Below are 15,576 nucleotides of genomic sequence, written 5' to 3'. Positions count from 1 at the left end.
GGTTGCCTCCGGAAGTCCTGAAGCGATCACTGCGTGGAACTGGCGCGTCGACCGGCCAGTACGGAAGGTTTGATCAGCTTGATGCCCACTGCGGCGTGGTAGCCGTGGATCTCCTTCACGTCCAGCTTGCGCATGAAGGCAATGGTGTCGGCGGTGATGACCTGCCCCGGCACCATGATCGGAAAGCCCGGTGGATACGGAATCACGAAGTTGGCCGACACCATTTCCGGCCCGTCGCGCAGCCGCTTGTCGACCTCCTCGCTGCCCAGCTTCACGAACTCGCAGTTGGCTTCCTCGTAGGCCATGAAGAACGCTGGCCGCATGTGGCCTTCGTTCGCGACGCCCTTGGGGTCGTCACGGAACGAGTCGTGGAAGCGGCTGAAGTTCGGCAGGTCGGGGACGTCGGTCATCAGCGACTTCACCCGATCGGCGAACACCTGCTGGCCGACAGCGCCTTCCTGCGACAGCCGCGACTCGATCTCGCGCGACAGGTCCGCCAGCGCCTTGATCAGCAGCGCCGCATCGCTGTGCGTGTTGTTGATGTTGGTCTGGACCAGGATGCTGTTGCGCGAGGTCTTGTTGATCTGGATGTCGAAGCGCTCGGCCAGCAGCCCCTTGAACTGCGTACCGTCGAACCCGGCCGCGCCGCAGATCAAGGTGAGGCGCGTGGGGTCGAGTGCGAACTCGTCCCCGGACCACGCATCCGCGGCCGCGCCCCAGCTTGAGTTGGGCGGGCCGTAATCCTTGAGTCCCGACTCGCGGTACTCCGCTGGAATCATGTCTTCCGGCGTGGCGACACGGAAGTACTTCGAGATCAGCGGATGCTTGTTGATGGCGCTGCGGATCTTCAGCGCCAGGTCGGTCATGCGCATGGTCAGCGCGTAGCCTTCCAGTTCCATCTGCCGGCGCGCCAGGTCCAGCGACGCGATCAGCTGCAGGTTGGGCGAGGTCGAGGTGTGTGCGAAGAACGCCTCTTCGAACGGTCCTTCGACCTGGTGGAAGTCGTCGTCCCACACCAGCATCATCGATCCCTGCCGGAAGGCCGACATCGATTTGTGCGTGGAGTTGGTCTGGTACACGCGGATGCGGACCTTGTCCGGGTCCGGCAGGCCATGCTCGTCGAGCGACGCCGGATCGGTCAGGTCGCGATCGCCACGCTTGGCCTTCCAGGCTTCGTACTCCTCGCGGTACGCCTTGCTGCGATACCGCTTCGTCAGCGCCGCCGCCGCACCCATCGCGCTGCGCCGGCGGTGCAGCGGATTGAACCGCGCGAAACCGAACCACGCCTCATCCCACAGGAAGGTCAGGTCCGGCTTGATCGCCAGGCATTCCTCCATCACCCGGCGCGGGTTGTACATGTGGCCGTCGAAGGTGCAGTTGGTGAGGTCGATCACCTTCACCCGGTCCAGCTTTCCGCCGGCCGCGCAGTCGAGCAGCGCCTGCTTGATGGTGCGCAACGGCACCGCGCCGTACATCGAGTACTGCGTGAGCGGGAAGGCCTCCACGTAATACGGCTGCGCGCCGCTCAGCACGAATCCGTAGTGATGCGATTTGTGGCAGTTTCGGTCGACGATGACGATGTCGCCCGGCTTGCAGATGGCCTGCACCACGATCTTGTTCGACGTCGAGGTGCCGTTGGTACCCAGGTAGGCACGCTTGGCGCCGAACGCGCGTGCCACTGCCTCCTGCGCGCGCTTGATGGTGCCGGTGGGCTCCAGCAGGCTGTCCAGACCGCCCGTGGTGGCGGAGGACTCGGCGAACAGGATGTTGGTGCCGTAGAAGTGGCCCATGTCGCGGATCCAGTTGGATCCGAAGATGGATTTGCCGCGCGCGATGGGCAGCGCGTGGAAGGTACCGATGGGTCGCAGCGCGTACTTCTTCAGGTTGTCGAAGTACGGCGTCTCGTAGCGGTCCTTGATGCCATCCAGGATCGCCAGATGGATCTCCATCGGCTCCTCGACATGGTGGAACACGCGTCGCATCGGTGCGGCCTCGTCGCTGCCGGCCAGCAGCTCGGGCGAGCGGTCGGACAGCAGGTACAGGTCCAGCTCCGGGCGGTACTCGCGGATCTGGGCGGCCAGCGACGTGGCCAGCGTCCCCGGCTTGATCTCGTCCTTGTCGATGGTCAGGTGCCGCCCGAGGAATTCCTTCAGGTCGGGGATGTCGTGGCGCGAGTTGTACGAGAAGCCGTCCACCAGGATCACCGCCTGAAGGTCGGTGTTCACCATCACCGCCAGCGCTGCATCCTCGAAGCTGCCCACGTGCACCACCGCATACTGGAACGCGTCGTCCGGACGACGCATGCGCCGCATCTCGTCCTTCGCGCGCAGCCATTGCCCCGGGTCGCTGGGCGTGACCACCAGCACTTCGAAGTACGGTTTGTCCTGCGTGCCGGTGATGTCCGGCGGCAGCGCATCCAGGACCGCGCGGTCGGGGGCCTCGGTGATGTCCCATGCCTGTTCATCGCGACGGTAGTCGCCCGAGAGGATCGCGGAAGACACCTTCTGGACCAGTCGTGCGAAGAGCGGCGCGTCGCCGTCCTCGAGCGCTTCGCGGACCGCACCCAGGAGGCGTTCGCCCGGATAGGCCCAGCAATGCTCGATGCGCTGGACGTGCGCCAACAGTCCGGCACAGGCATCGCGAAGCTTGCCGTTGCCCTGCGTCGCCCACTGGCGCGCAGTGGCATTGAGCTGACGCCACTGGTCGGCGCGGATCGATGCAGCGACCAGCACATTGGAAAGGTCGGTCTGCGATTCGGCGTTCTGGTTCATGGTGTTGCTCCGGGGGGAAGCAAAAGGGAACGGCGGCTGGCACGCGCCGCGCACGCACGCGCGCTTCCGCGCGGCACCGTCACGGAGCGTAGGCTTGGGGTGAACACGTCCGAAATTGGCCCTTGGCCCCACGCGTCTCAGGGGTCAGACCCGCGGGAGCGGTGGGCGAGGCACCATTCGTCGGCCGTAATGCCAGAACCAACGCGGCTGGCGCGGACCTTGCTAGAGCGCAGGGCCGGGCTGCGGCCCGTTCAGAAGTGGTACTTGAACAGCAGGCTGATCGCCTGCTGGTTGGTGTCGAACGCCGATGAACTGGGGATCTTGTACTTGTTCCACCACAGGTCGATTTCCACACCGGCGTAGAACGTCTTCGGCACGTCCCACACCAGCGCGCCCAGGTCCGTGGTCAGCTGCGGGTTGAGGTGGTAGCTCCATTGTTCGGAACCGAAACCGACCACCCAGTCGAAATAGCCGTCCAGCAGCCAGTCGGCACGTCCGACCTTGAACGGATAGCTGGCGACCATCGTCACCTGCATGTCATGGAACCCGTTGCGCGTGCCCTCGGTCAGCTCCGAGCGGCCGTAGAAGTTCACCTGCACGTAGTTGAACCTGCCCAGTCCACCGAGGAACCCCGCCTCGCGCACGTCGAGGTTGAGGCCCAGGCCCACCAGCGCCGCTTCGGCCACGTCGGGATCCTTGCCACGCTCGTATTGCATGGCCAGCAGTACGTCCTTCAGCTCGAACGCGCTCCAGCGGAACAGATGGCCCGAGATCTCCCTGCCGGAGATCTTGCCGATGCTCAGGCGTGGACCGAATTCGGCGTACCAGGTTTCGTCAGGCCCTTGGCCTGCGCCGTGAAAGTGGGTGAAATCGATGAAGCCGAAGAAGTCGCCGATCTTCGACTCGTGCGCGTGTTCGATGGTGAAGGTGGTCTGCTCCTTCGGATCAACTTCGAAGCCCGTGCCATACGGCAGAACCGACAGACTGGTGTCGGTCCACAGGAAGAAGCGGTGGCCGCCGGAATCCGCGGGCGGTTCGGGCGCGAGCGCAGGTACGGGGTCCTGCATCGCCGCCACGTCTTCCGCGTGCGCGATGCCCGGCGCCAGCACCAGCACCAGCGTCGCGATGCGCACATCGGGCAGGATATGGAGAAGCGGACGCATGCGTCTCCCGGCTCACGGAACGTCGGACGGTCCTTGCGTGGCACGAGTGCACGTTCGCAACCGAGCCCGCTGCCGGAATCTAGCCCCCTGCCGGTGCGCGCCCGGTGAGCAATGGGCGGCGCCCCCTGAGCGCATTCACACTCGCCGCGTCAGCCCTCGCCCGCATCCTGTGGCCGCCCCTCCCACCATTGCTTCGGCACGATCTTCGCGCCTTCCGGATCGGCCTCGTAGTTGGGCGACATGATCTGTACGCCGGCTTCGTTGAAGGCGTCCTGGATATTGGCGTGCAGTTCGCTGCGGATCGGCCATCGGCGCTGCACATCCAGAATGCGCGCACGCAGCACGTACTCCACGTAGAAGTCCGACAGCGCGGTCTGCGCCACGAATGCGCGCGGCGTCGTCTGGACGCCCTGCGTCCGCTCCGCGGCCTGCAGAAGCAAGCGGTGCACCTGTCGCCAGGGCGAGTCGTAGCCGATGGTCACCGTCGCTTCCAACCACATGCCCGGACCGTCGGGGCTACGCGAGAAGTTCTGCAGCTTTCCGCCGAGGACGACGCTGTTGGGATAGCTCACCTCCACGCCCAGCGGCGTGCGCAGGCGCGTGGTGAACAGCCCGATCTGCTGCACGACGCCTTCGGTCTCGTCGATGCGCACCACATCGCCTGGCAGCATCGTGCGCGAATACAGCAGCGTGAACCCGCCCGCCGCCTGCGCCACCACGCTGGACGCGCCCAGCGACACCATCAGGCCGACGAACACGCTCAAGCCCTTGAAGGCGTCCGTCTCCGCGCCGGGCAGGTACGGGTACGCCATCGCGATGGCGAACAGCCACACGATGGCCGTGACGATCTTGCGCGTCGGCTCGGCCAGTTGCTGGTCGATGCCAAGCACCTGAAAGCGACCGGATTCCACACCGTGGAACGTGATCCGCACCGCCTGCGCGACCAGTCGCCCCAGCAACAGGATGATGAATGCGGTGAACAGCCCGGGCAGCGCGGAGACGATGGCCTGGCCGAGCGCGCTCAGGCGCGTGCCGATCCAGCCCGTCATCGCTTCCGCCCACGGCTGTGTGTACGGGAACCTGCCGAAGGCGAAACGCAGCCATTCCTCGAACACCAGCGCGGCGAACAGCCATGTCATCAGCCGCGCCATGCTGCGCCCACTGGTGATGAGCCCGTGCAGCAGCTGCCGCGCGGAGTCGCTCTTCACCTGGCCCAACCGCCTCTGCACCCACGCATCCACGCGATGGCGCAGCCGCCTGAGCAGGAAGCGCAGCAGCCACAGGAAGGCGAACACGACCACGCTGGCGATCAGCACCCACGCCAGTCCCTGCAGGATCCGCTGCGGCATTCGAGCCTGCTCTGCCGCCACCACCGCATCGTCGACCCGCGCCAGCGTCTGTCGCTGCAGCTGGTCCAGCGACTGGTTGCGCAACGCATCGCGGTCGGCCGGCGTGAGCACGGTGACCAGCTGGTCATCCAGCAGGATCACCACGCCCTGCGGAACGAGCTGCGCCGTGCTCTTCGCGTGCCCGGGCCGGTCCACGATGCGTGCGAGGTTGGCCTCGGTGGCGTGCGCGCGCATCGCCGGCGTGTTGCCCAGGAACGTGGAGCGGAACGTCACGATGTCGCGGTTGAAGTAGCGCGCCGTCGCGGGTGCCGCGGCAACGGCGGCGGGCGCCGGCACACCCGGTCGCGGCGCGGGCTGCGCGGCTAGCACGCCGCACAGCACCGTCAGCAGCAACGCAAGCAACGCCTTTGCGAAGCCCTGTGTCCCCGTCGTGGCGGCGCGCGTCCGCATCGGTCAGAACCGGTAGACGCCGCCGAAACGGATGCCCGTGTCGATGAAGCGCAGGTTGCCGTCGAAGCTCGTCTTGCTGGCGTCGGCCTCGATGCGTCGCACCGTGTAGTCGGCCCAGAAGCCGAAGCGTTCCCACGGGAACCATTCCGCACCGAAGCGCCCGAAGGTCACGTCGGCGTCGATGTCGTTGACGTCGGCGGAGAAGTACCCGATATCGGCCGACAGGCGCCAGTCGCTCTGACCCGGCACCCAGCGCCAGCTGCCGCCGATGGTCGGCGCCGGCAGGTCGGCGTTGATGCTGTCGCTGATGGCGCCATCGATGCGATTGCCCGCCGAATCCACCTGCATGTCTATCGACAGGTCGAGCTTGTACCAGATCAGACCCACGCGCGGCCCCATGGTCCAGCTGTCGCGGTCCAGGCCCCACCAGACGTAGTAGGCCTCGTACGCGTCCAGATCGAATTCGGCCTTCACCGTGCTGAGCGCTTCGTAGCGGGTGCCGTCGAACTCGATGTCGCGCGTGATCTGGCGTCTGCCATCGGCGCTGTCCTGGTACCAGGCCAGACCGAACTCGTGGTGGTCGAACGGTCGCCAGGTGAAGCCGAGGTAGGCGACCGTGTTGCTTTCGTCCAGGCCCAGGTCCCGGTTGAAATCGACCTCGGTTCCGCGCGCGGTTTCGCCATCGGCGCGCACTTCGGTATCGAAGTCGGTGATGTAGCCGCCGATGCGCGCACTGAAGGTGTCCAGTGGCTCGACGGCCGCGCACTCCATCGACGCACAGGCCAGCAGGATGGCCGCAAGCAGGGTGCTGTGGTGTTTCATGGTTCCTCCCATCGTGGCGATGCATTGGTGGTGGCGTTGCTGTGCGATGCGGTCTGCAGGCCGACCAGGCGTGCGACCAGGATCGCCAGGTAGAACTGCCCGACGATGGCCTCGAACACGGCGATGCCGCGCGTGATCGGTCCCGTCGGCGTGATGTCGCCGTAGCCCAGTGTGGCCAGGGTGACGAAGCTGAAATACAGGGTGTCGGCCATGGTCAGCGGTGCGGGTGGTGGCTGTCCGCCCACCAGCAGGGCGTCGTGGTCGAGGTGCGACATCGCGGCGTAGACCACGCCCCAGCACACGCCGAGCAGCAGATAGGCACTGATCGCCGCGCACAGGCGTTCGGTGTCCACGCGCACGCTCGACAGCGCGAAGCGCACCGCGCGGCTCGCCACCAGCAGCGCCAGCAGCGTCCACAGCACGGCACCGGCCACGGTCATGGCCCCGGATCCATACCGCGCCGCCAGCCAGCGCAGCACGACCACCAGCACGACCGCCGCATACATCAGGCGACGCTGCGGCGTACTGGAGGTGGGGAAGACCGCCGCCAGCAGTGCGATGCCGAGGAAGCCCTCCATCAGGGCGTCTCCGAAGTCCATCGCCTCCAGCACCGGGCCCAGCGCGATCGTCGCCAGCAGCGACACCAGCAGCAGCGCATAGCGATGTGCGCGCAGAGGGTTGATGTGCGGGGGCGCGGGCGTGGTCATCGGTCACGACACGTCCGGTACGTAGAAGAACACCGCGCCCAGGATCAGGTACACGGCGATCAGCTGCACACCGCGCAGCCAGTCGGTGCGCCCGTCGCTGGCGACCTGCCCGGTGATGAGCACCGCGAACAGGATGCTGAGCACCAGGCCCGGGCCGAACACCAGCCCCATCGGATGCGGACCGATGACGTAGCTCAGCAGCACGAGCAACGGCGCGACCATCAGCGCCAGCTGCACGCCGGAGCCCAAGGCGATCGACATCGCCAGATCCATGCGGTTCTGTCGTGCGGCCACGATCGCCGTGGCCTGTTCCGCCGCGCCGCCGACCACGGCCAGCACGAACACGCCGGTGAACGCATCCGACAGGCCCAGCTCCTGGCTGGCCGGTTCCACGGTGCCGACCAGGATCTCGCTGAGCCAGATGATGCCGATGCTGACCGCGGCCAGCACCACGGTCGCCTTGCCCACGCTCCACTGCGGCCCGTGATGTCCGTGGCCGCCCGCGTCCTCATGATCGTCGCCGTTGCCGCCGTTGCCACCGTTGGAGCGCCTGGCCTTGGCCGCGCGACTCTGCGCCACGGTGAACGCGATGCTGGCCGCGTAGACGAGCAGCAACGCGATGGCGATCCATGCGCTGATCGAATCCAGCGCGGGTCCCGAGTTGGGCACGATGGCTTCGTACGCGGCCGGCATGATCAGCGAGATCACCGCCAGAGTCAGCATGGTCGCCTGCATGCGCGCGTTGCGCGCGTCGTAGCGTTGCTCGCCGTGGCGCGCGCCGCCGGCGACCATGGCGATTCCCAGCACCAGCAGGATGTTGCCGATGATGGTGCCGGCGATCGAGGCCTTCACCATCTCGTGCAGGCCACTGCGCAGCGCGGCCAGCGCGATGATCAGTTCGGCGGCGTTGCCGAAGGTCGCGTTGAGCAGGCCGCCCAGTGCCGGACCGAGCCGCGTCGCCAGCGAGCCGGTGGCCTGCGCCATGAACGCCGCCAGTGGCACGATGCCGGCTGCGGCCACGCCGAAGACCAGCAGCGGCCGCCCCGGCATGAAGTGCTCCAGCGCGATGGCCAGCGGCAGGAGCAGAAGCAGCCATCGCATCATCGGCGGTTCTCCGTCAGTTGGCCCCGGACACCGGCTGGGGTTCGTCCGTGGCGACGCTCGGGACTTCGCCGAAGCTGCCGCCCAACGCAAGGTGCAGGTCGACGCGGCGGCTCAGGCGCTCGCGTTGCACGCTCAGCAGCGCGATCTCCGCGGCCCAGGTCGCCAGCTGGCGCTGGTTCACCGCGCGCAGATCGGACTTGCCGACGCGGTACGACGTTTCCTCCAGCCGAGAGACTTCGCGACTCGCGCTCACGGCGTCGGAGAGGATGCGCTCGCGCTCGCCCAGCACGCGCTCGGCGGTGAGTGCGTCCTCCACCTCGTTCAGCGCGTTGAGCGCGCGACGTGCATAGTCGGCCACGGCTTCCTTCTGCTCGGCCGTGCGCAGGCGGACCTGCCCGGTCAGCGCGCCACCCATGTACAGCGGCGCAATGGCCGTGGCGTTGATCGTGTTGGTGGTCTGCTCCAGGTCTTCGCGAGTTTCGACGGCCTCGTTGCTGATGCGCGCATAGCCGCCCGACAGCGACAACGACGGCAACATGGCGGCCTTGGCTTCGCCGATGAGATCGAAGGCGGCAGCGACGCGGCGTTGCGCGGCGATCATGTCGGGGCGACGTTCAAGCACGTCCATCGGGATGCCGGCCGGCACCGGTGCGGGGAAGGCGGGCAACCTGCCGCCGGCTTGCAGCGTTGCGCCCGGGTAGCGACCCAGCAGCAGTTCCAGCGCGCGCACCGCCTGCCGGTTCGCCAACTCGATCTGCTGACGCGCGTCCTCGTACGTGGCGAGATTGGCGCGCGCCATTTCCACCTCGCTCCCGGTGCCGGGCCCGACGCGCTCGCGCTGCTCGGCGAACCCGAGCAGGCGTTGGGACGCCGTGGTCATCTCGTCGGCCAGCGATGCCTGCATGCGGGTTTCGTTGGCGAGGAACCACGCACGCGCGACGCTGGCGGCGAGCGACTGCTGCGCATAGCGGTAGTCGGCGCTGAACGCATCGCGCGAGGCCCGTGCCGCATTGCGCCCGTAACGCAGGCGACCCCACAGGTCGATCTCCCAGCTCAGGCGCAGCATGACGCCGCTCAGCAGCGGCACCAGATCGGCGATGGGCTTGGAGCCCGCGCGGCCGATCAGGCCGATAGCCGGCTTGAGCTTGGCTTCGGCGAGGTCGACCTGCGCGTTGGCCTGCTCGACACGCGAGGCGGCCATCAGCAGATCCGGGTTGTTCGCCAGGGCTTCGTGCACGAACCGCGTCAGCTCGGGATCGTTGAAGCTGGCCAGCCAGCCCTCGTCGACCTGTGCGGCGATGGCCTGCGCGGACCAGTTCGGCGGAATCGTCGTATGGCCCAGCGCCTTTTCGCGAACCTCCTCGCCGCTGGGTTCCGGCAGCAACGCGCAGCCCGTCGCGACGACGAGCAGGAAGGCGCCCGTGAGCGCCTTCATTGCCGACCGGCTCGCGGCGATATGGCTCATCGTGGCCTCAGTGCAGCTTCAGCACGAGCCAGTCGAGCTTGGTGCTCACCCGCACGAACACCCTGCGGATGATGTGCAGCAGCTTGCCGCTCTCCGTGTAGATGGCGCCCGACCCCTGCGCGCCCATTGCGATGAAAGTGTCGGCGTCCTTGCCGGTGGGACGCAGGCGCACGGCGATACGCCCCATCGGCAGCGGCGTCGCGCCTGTCTGCGGCACCATGCCGCTGATGGGCAGCTGCCCGGTGCCCGAGGCCCACACCACCGAATCCACCTTGCACTTGATGATCCGGTTGGGCTGCGTCTTCAGGAAGATCTCGGCCTCGTTGCCGGGCGCAACGTTGCCCAGTTCGTTCTGCGCGAACATCGCCAGCACGATCTGCTCCTTCTCCACGAAGCTCATCACCGGCGTCAGCGGCAGTTGCGCAGCGAAGGAACCTTCGCGCAGCTGGAGGTTGATGACGGTGCCGTCGGCCGGCGCATAGACCGTGGTCTGATCGAGCTCCCAGCGCGCGTCGATGATCTGCGCCTTGAGCTGTTCGACCGCCGCGCGCGCCTGGGCGATCTCCGACAGCTGGCCATCACTGGTGGTGGCCGACAGCTTCTGCTGCACCTGCGCCATCTGCGCGGCGGTGGAGGCGTACTCGGCGCGAAGGCTGGCCGCTTCGGTCTGCGCCTGCTCATGGTCGAACTTGGAACCGGCGCCGGTCTGCGCCAGTTCGGCCGTCTGCCGTTCGCGCTTCTCGGCCAGTGCGAGCCGCGAGGACAGGGCGTCGCGCGTGGAGCGCGCCGACTTGAGTTGTTCGTTGAGTTCGCGCTGGTAGGCCTGCGCGCTGTCCAGCTTGGCCGACATCTCCGGCAGCTTGGCTTCCAGCGCGGCCAGGTTCTGCTGGAACGGCACCGGGTCGATGCGGAAGAGCACGTCGCCCTTGCGTATGGGCCTGTTCGCCTCGACGGGCACGGAGATCACGCGTCCGGTCACGCGAGGAACCACCTGCACCACGTAGTTGATGACGCGCACGTCGGACGAGGACGGCGCCACCACGTTGAGGATCAGGATCACCATCGTCAGCGCGAAGATCGGCAGCGAGACGACGATGATCTGCGAGGTGAAGTTCCACGGCAGCCATTTGTACTTGAAGAAGATCAGCCACACGAAGAACGAGTAGATGAGGAGCAGGATGATTTCCATGGTTCACTCCCCGCGTTCGCCCGGGCCGGGCGGTCCGCCCCGGCGCGGATCGGTGGCCATCGCCAGTGCCATCTCCAGCGAGCGGATGCGGCGCTTGAGTTCGTCCACTTCCGCCTGGCGGCTTTCCGCCGGCGGTTCATCGGCCGTCACCGTGGGCGCCGGCTGCGATGCCGCGTGGCGATCCATGCCTGCGTCGTGCAGGGGCGACAGGGCTTCGCCGTGGTGCGCGTGGTCGTCCACGTCGGTGCCGTAGGCCATCTTGTGCAGCACCGGCTTGGTGTAGGCCCACAACCAGGCCAACGGCCACAGCAGGCCGCCGAACACCAGCGACAGCAGGCACAGCGTCTTGATGGCCGACAACTGCGGATGGCGACGCTTCTCGGCGATCTTCTCCGGAAGGATGTGCACCAGCCAGAACACGGTGATCAGCACCACCGGCACGATGAGCAGCGCGATCCAGGCGATGACGTTGGCCGCGGTGTCGAGCGCCTCCCCGCTCAGCAACGAAGCGCTGGCACGGCCCGGCAGCAATGCCAGGGTTGCCAGCGCCGGCGCGAGGAGCCGCCATCGGGAGCGGTTGATGTCATGGGTGCGAAGGGTCGGATTCATGCATGCGCTTCCGGTACGTGCCTCCGAGGCGGTCGGGTCCTAGGCGGGCATGCCGCGTTTCTGCATGGCGGCGACGATGGCGTCGATCAGCGCCTCGTCGTCCACCGGCTTGCACAGGTAACCGTCCGCACCGTTGGCCAGGGCGCGCGCGCGGTTCTCCGCGGTGTCGTTTCCGGTCAGCACCACCACCGGTATCGACAGCGAGCGCTTGATGAGCGCTTCTTGCACGTCGAATCCGGTCTGGCCGCGCATGTGAAGGTCCAGCACCACGCAATCGGGCGCACTGTCCGCGGCGTGACGCAGGAAGTCGGCGCCCGATCCGTAGACCAGCACTTCGAATCCGGCGGCGCGAAGCAATCGGTGCAGCGCATGCCGCACGTCTTCCTCGTCGTCGACCACGGCAACAGTGGGCGGCTTCCCGGGCATGGCGCTAACGTGAGCGTCACCGCCAGCAGCGGCAATTGGCCGTTGGCCCTACGCGTGTCCGGCACCGGGTGTGCGGCCCGGTCCTGTCTTCACACCCCCACCACACGCCTGTCCTCCATCTTCACCACCAGGACAGCAAGATCCATGCCCCGTAACCGCCGCCCGTCGGGCCGGTTCACGTTTGCACTCGGCCGTGTGTAGGCCGGGTCAAACTTCGGGTTTCGGGTTGGCACACGTGTGGATGTATCGCATCGTCAGGGACCGCGGTGATGAGCTGGGTCGACCTCACATGGCCCATGCTGGCGGCAGCCAGCCTGGTGCTCGGGCTGGTCCATGGATTGGTGTGGCTCACTCAGCTGCGCCAGCGGGTACATCTTGCGTTCGCACTGGCCGCGGTGTCCGTGGCCGTCCTCGCGCTGCTTGAACTCCAGACGTTCCACGCGCTCTCCCCCAACCGCATGTCAACCGCCATCCGCTGGATGTACGTGCCCGTGACGGTGATGGTGGTGTCGCTGCTGTACGTGGTGCACCAGTGGTTCGGCCTGGGTTCGCCGGTGCTGGCCGCGGGAGTGGCGGCGCTGCGCGTGTTCGGCCTGATACTGGATTTCAGCACGGGCGAGAACCTCAACTTCATCAGCGTGGACGGTGTGGGCCGCTCGGAGTGGTGGGGCGCGACGATCTCCCACCCCATCGGCGACATCAATCCGTGGGTGATGGTGAGCCAGTTCAGCAACGCGCTGCTGCTGATCTACCTGGCGCAGACCATGCTGCGCTCCACGCGTGAGCCTGAATCGGTCCGCCGCGCGGCGCTGATCGTGTGCGGCAGCTGGTTCCTGCTGGTGGTGCTGATGATGTCCTCCGCCGCGATCATGGCGCTGGGCCTGCCGCGCGTTCCGCTGGCGGCCACGCCCAGCTTCGTCATCGTGGTGGTGGCGATGAGCTACCGTCTCAGCAACGAGTTGTTCCGCACGCAGCGCCTGTCCAGTCAACTGCAGCAGAGCGAGCGGCGAAGCCTGCTCGCCGAGGCGCACCTGGAGCTGGCGGCGACGGCCTCCGGCATCGGGCTGTGGTCCTGGGATGTGGTCCACAACTCATTCCGCGAGAACGCGAACAACCGCGGCCTGCTCGGCAATCCGGGCGAAAGCGCGTGCGCCCGCGATGCGCTGTTCCGGAATGCCGACCCTGACGACCGTCTGGTCCGCCATGAATTCGACGACGTGCTGCACGACGATACGTACCAGCTGGAGTACCGCGTCCTCCGGCCCGATGGCGAGCGGCGCTGGATCAGCGTGCAGGGCAACATCGAGCACGACACGCGGGGCCACCCCGCGGTAGTGCGCGGCATCACGCGCGACGTGACACGCCGCAAAGGCGAGGAGACGCTGCTGCGCACGCTGCTGGAGGCGGCGCCCAGCGCACTGCTGCTGATCGATGCGGATGGTCGTGTGCGTTGTTCCAACATCGAAGGCGCGCGCGTGTTCGGCTACGAGGCCGATACCATCACCGGCATTCCACTGGAAACGCTCGTTCCCGGGGCCATGAACGCCCCTGGCGCCACCGAGCGCGATCGCGCCCCCCGACCCGCCAACGATGATTCGATCGGAGTGCGCAAGGACGGCGAAGAGTTCCCCGTCGAGGTGCGCGTCAGTCCGCTTCGGATCGACGACACCCCGCACGCCGTCGTCGCTGTATCCGACCTTACCTCTCGCCGCCGCATGGAGCACGAGGTCGCGGCGGAGCGCGAAGGCCTGGCGCATCTGTCGCGTGTGACCATGCTGGGCGAGCTGTCCGGATCGCTGGCGCACGAGCTCAACCAACCGCTCGCCGCGATCCTCAGCAATGCGCAGGCCGCGCAACGCATACTCCGGCGCGACCCGTCCGACATCGGCGAGGTGCAGGAGATCCTGGCCGACATCGTCGAGAACGACCGGCGTGCCGGTCAGGTGATCGATGGCCTGCGTGGCCTGCTGAAGAAGGAAACGCGGGAGTACGCACCACTCGATGTCAACGTGGTGGTGCAGGACTGCATGCGCCTGATGCGCAACGACCTGCTCAATCGACGTGTGGTCTGCCGCCTGCACCTCGCGCCGGGGCTGCCCACGTGCCTGGGCGATCGCATACAGCTGCAGCAGGTGCTGCTCAACCTGCTGATCAATGCCTGCGACGCACTCCCGGATGAACAGGGTGAGCGCACGGTGCTGGTGCGTACCAGTCCGTCGGAGATCGGCGTATGCACCGAGGTGGTGGATTCGGGCACCGGCATTCCCGCCGACATGCTGGAACGCATCTTCACGCCGTTCGAATCCACCAAGACCACCGGCATGGGCATGGGCCTGGCCGTCTGCCGCACCATCATCCGCGCCCACGGCGGGCGCATCTGGGTCGAGAACGCGCAGCCACGAGGCGCGCGCGCCTGTTTCGATCTGCCACGTCAGGAGGTGTCAACGTGAACCCGACCGTCTACCTGGTGGACGACGACCCCGGTGTCCTGACCGCGGTGACCCGACTGCTGACCTCCGACGGGCTGGCGACCTGCCCCTGCTCGACCACACGCGCGTTTCTCGATGCCTACGACGCATCGATGGCCGGCTGCGTGGTGCTCGATCTGTCCATGCCCGGCATGAACGGCCTGGAGTTGCAGGCGCTGCTGCGCGAACGCGGCGTGGGCTGTCCGGTGATCTTCCTGAGTGGCTGCGGCGACATCCCCACCAGCGTCCGCGCGATGAAGGCCGGTGCAATCGACTTCCTGACCAAGCCCGTGGACGGCGCCACTCTCCTGGACGCGGTGCGCCGCGGCATCTCGCTGGACGAAGAGGTGCGGCGCTCGCGCGTGGACCAGCACGACGCGCAGGCGCTGCTGGACACGTTGACGCCGCGCGAACGCGAGGTGGTGCCCTATCTCCTGGCGGCTCGCCTCAACAAGCAGATCGCGGCGGACCTGGGCGTGGCCGAGAAGACCGTGAAGGTTCACCGCTCGCGCATCCTGCACAAGCTGGGCGTGCGTTCGCTGGTGGACCTGGTGCACTTCATGGAACGCGTGGAGCGTCAGGCTGGAACACCCCCTTCATGGGGGCCTCCTGCTTCGCCGACCCCGCGATTTGCGTCCAACGCGCGTTGACGAGGAGGGAATCGCCGATGGCAAAGTGCGCCGTTCTCGCGGCAACGGTATTGGTCTTCGCATGCACTGGCTGCGGCCAGCGCTGCGTCAATCGGGAGATCGGATCGCATCCATCGCCATCGGGCAAGAAGACCGCGCTGGTCTTCTCGCGCGAATGCGGGCCCGGCGCGGACGCGAACGTGCAGGTGTCCGTCATGCCCGCGACGGCCAACATGCCCAACGTGCCTGGCAACGCGTTCATCGTCGGCGGGAAGCCCGGCCTGACGGTGCGTTGGCAGTCCAACGAAACGCTGACGGTCTCCGGCTTCGGCACCGCAAAGGTGTTCAAGCAGGAGACGGCCGTCGGCGACACCACGATCTATTACCAACCCTGAGCGCGCTGATGCGCGCCGTCCTTCCCCAT

The 15,576-nt window shown here is 67.1% G+C and carries 13 protein-coding genes; 3 read left to right on the top strand and 10 right to left on the bottom strand.

Annotation, left to right across the window (positions count from 1 at the left end; translation table 11 throughout):
- Positions 1 to 26 precede the first annotated feature (26 nt).
- The 10 genes from QLQ15_RS06625 to QLQ15_RS06580 form a co-directional block, all read right to left on the bottom strand.
- Positions 27 to 2,771 (bottom strand): aminotransferase class I/II-fold pyridoxal phosphate-dependent enzyme, encoded by a 2,745-nt coding sequence (locus QLQ15_RS06625; protein WP_283212041.1) that lies wholly within the window; start codon positions 2,769 to 2,771, stop codon positions 27 to 29.
- 251 nt (positions 2,772 to 3,022) lie between these two features.
- The gene (locus tag QLQ15_RS06620; protein WP_283212040.1) at positions 3,023 to 3,934 is read right to left on the bottom strand and encodes an outer membrane protein OmpK; all 912 of its coding nucleotides are present in this window, start codon (positions 3,932 to 3,934) and stop codon (positions 3,023 to 3,025) included.
- Between the two features lie 149 nt (positions 3,935 to 4,083).
- A complete protein-coding gene (locus tag QLQ15_RS06615) occupies positions 4,084 to 5,733 on the bottom strand; it encodes a mechanosensitive ion channel family protein (RefSeq protein ID WP_283212039.1) in 1,650 nt (549 codons plus the stop codon).
- A gap of 3 nt (positions 5,734 to 5,736) precedes the next feature.
- Positions 5,737 to 6,555: a hypothetical protein gene (locus QLQ15_RS06610; RefSeq protein WP_283212038.1), complete on the bottom strand. Its 819-nt coding sequence runs from the start codon at positions 6,553 to 6,555 to the stop codon at positions 5,737 to 5,739.
- Positions 6,552 to 7,262 (bottom strand): potassium channel family protein, encoded by a 711-nt coding sequence (locus tag QLQ15_RS06605; RefSeq protein ID WP_283212037.1) that lies wholly within the window; start codon positions 7,260 to 7,262, stop codon positions 6,552 to 6,554. The genes QLQ15_RS06610 and QLQ15_RS06605 overlap by 4 nt, the downstream gene beginning before the upstream one ends.
- A gap of 3 nt (positions 7,263 to 7,265) precedes the next feature.
- Positions 7,266 to 8,366 carry a calcium/proton exchanger gene (gene cax / locus QLQ15_RS06600; protein ID WP_283212036.1) on the bottom strand — a complete coding sequence of 367 codons (1,101 nt, stop codon included), beginning with the start codon at positions 8,364 to 8,366 and terminating at the stop codon, positions 7,266 to 7,268.
- 13 nt (positions 8,367 to 8,379) lie between these two features.
- Positions 8,380 to 9,831, bottom strand: coding sequence for an efflux transporter outer membrane subunit (locus QLQ15_RS06595; RefSeq protein ID WP_283212035.1), 1,452 nt, complete (start codon positions 9,829 to 9,831; stop codon positions 8,380 to 8,382).
- A gap of 7 nt (positions 9,832 to 9,838) precedes the next feature.
- Positions 9,839 to 11,020, bottom strand: a complete 1,182-nt coding sequence (locus QLQ15_RS06590) for an HlyD family secretion protein (RefSeq protein ID WP_283212034.1) — start codon at positions 11,018 to 11,020, stop codon at positions 9,839 to 9,841.
- Positions 11,021 to 11,023: 3 nt separating this feature from the next.
- Positions 11,024 to 11,629, bottom strand: coding sequence for a DUF3302 domain-containing protein (locus tag QLQ15_RS06585; RefSeq protein WP_283212033.1), 606 nt, complete (start codon positions 11,627 to 11,629; stop codon positions 11,024 to 11,026).
- 39 nt (positions 11,630 to 11,668) lie between these two features.
- Positions 11,669 to 12,055, bottom strand: a complete 387-nt coding sequence (locus QLQ15_RS06580; RefSeq protein ID WP_283212032.1) for a response regulator transcription factor — start codon at positions 12,053 to 12,055, stop codon at positions 11,669 to 11,671.
- Between the two features lie 269 nt (positions 12,056 to 12,324).
- Between QLQ15_RS06580 and QLQ15_RS06575 the strand changes: the two genes are divergently transcribed.
- From QLQ15_RS06575 to QLQ15_RS06565, 3 genes are read left to right on the top strand one after another with little or no spacing between them, the layout of a single operon-like run.
- Entirely contained in the window at positions 12,325 to 14,505 is a 2,181-nt protein-coding gene (locus QLQ15_RS06575) for a PAS domain-containing sensor histidine kinase (RefSeq protein WP_283212031.1), read from the top strand.
- The gene (locus tag QLQ15_RS06570; RefSeq protein ID WP_283212030.1) at positions 14,502 to 15,173 is read left to right on the top strand and encodes a response regulator transcription factor; all 672 of its coding nucleotides are present in this window, start codon (positions 14,502 to 14,504) and stop codon (positions 15,171 to 15,173) included. Before QLQ15_RS06575 ends, QLQ15_RS06570 begins: the two co-directional genes overlap by 4 nt.
- Positions 15,174 to 15,190: 17 nt before the next feature.
- Positions 15,191 to 15,547 carry a hypothetical protein gene (locus QLQ15_RS06565; RefSeq protein WP_283212029.1) on the top strand — a complete coding sequence of 119 codons (357 nt, stop codon included), beginning with the start codon at positions 15,191 to 15,193 and terminating at the stop codon, positions 15,545 to 15,547.
- Positions 15,548 to 15,576: the final 29 nt, after the last annotated feature.

It is taken from the genome of Lysobacter stagni, from assembly GCF_030053425.1.
In the GTDB taxonomy this organism is placed as follows: Bacteria; Pseudomonadota; Gammaproteobacteria; order Xanthomonadales; family Xanthomonadaceae; genus Lysobacter_J; species Lysobacter_J stagni.
The sequence above is the reverse complement of the archived record's forward strand: the minus strand, read 5'-3'. Positions and strand labels throughout refer to the sequence as shown.

What these genes read in the sequence shown, in the direction of transcription:
- QLQ15_RS06625 (WP_283212041.1), bottom strand. Translation starts at nt 2,771, where the DNA reads ATGAACCAGAACGCCGAATCGCAGACCGACCTTTCCAATGTGCTGGTC.
- QLQ15_RS06620 (WP_283212040.1), bottom strand. Translation starts at nt 3,934, where the DNA reads ATGCGTCCGCTTCTCCATATCCTGCCCGATGTGCGCATCGCGACGCTG.
- QLQ15_RS06615 (WP_283212039.1), bottom strand. Translation starts at nt 5,733, where the DNA reads ATGCGGACGCGCGCCGCCACGACGGGGACACAGGGCTTCGCAAAGGCG.
- QLQ15_RS06610 (WP_283212038.1), bottom strand. Translation starts at nt 6,555, where the DNA reads ATGAAACACCACAGCACCCTGCTTGCGGCCATCCTGCTGGCCTGTGCG.
- QLQ15_RS06605 (WP_283212037.1), bottom strand. Translation starts at nt 7,262, where the DNA reads ATGACCACGCCCGCGCCCCCGCACATCAACCCTCTGCGCGCACATCGC.
- cax (WP_283212036.1), bottom strand. Translation starts at nt 8,366, where the DNA reads ATGATGCGATGGCTGCTTCTGCTCCTGCCGCTGGCCATCGCGCTGGAG.
- QLQ15_RS06595 (WP_283212035.1), bottom strand. Translation starts at nt 9,831, where the DNA reads ATGAGCCATATCGCCGCGAGCCGGTCGGCAATGAAGGCGCTCACGGGC.
- QLQ15_RS06590 (WP_283212034.1), bottom strand. Translation starts at nt 11,020, where the DNA reads ATGGAAATCATCCTGCTCCTCATCTACTCGTTCTTCGTGTGGCTGATC.
- QLQ15_RS06585 (WP_283212033.1), bottom strand. Translation starts at nt 11,629, where the DNA reads ATGAATCCGACCCTTCGCACCCATGACATCAACCGCTCCCGATGGCGG.
- QLQ15_RS06580 (WP_283212032.1), bottom strand. Translation starts at nt 12,055, where the DNA reads ATGCCCGGGAAGCCGCCCACTGTTGCCGTGGTCGACGACGAGGAAGAC.
- QLQ15_RS06575 (WP_283212031.1), top strand. Translation starts at nt 12,325, where the DNA reads ATGAGCTGGGTCGACCTCACATGGCCCATGCTGGCGGCAGCCAGCCTG.
- QLQ15_RS06565 (WP_283212029.1), top strand. Translation starts at nt 15,191, where the DNA reads ATGGCAAAGTGCGCCGTTCTCGCGGCAACGGTATTGGTCTTCGCATGC.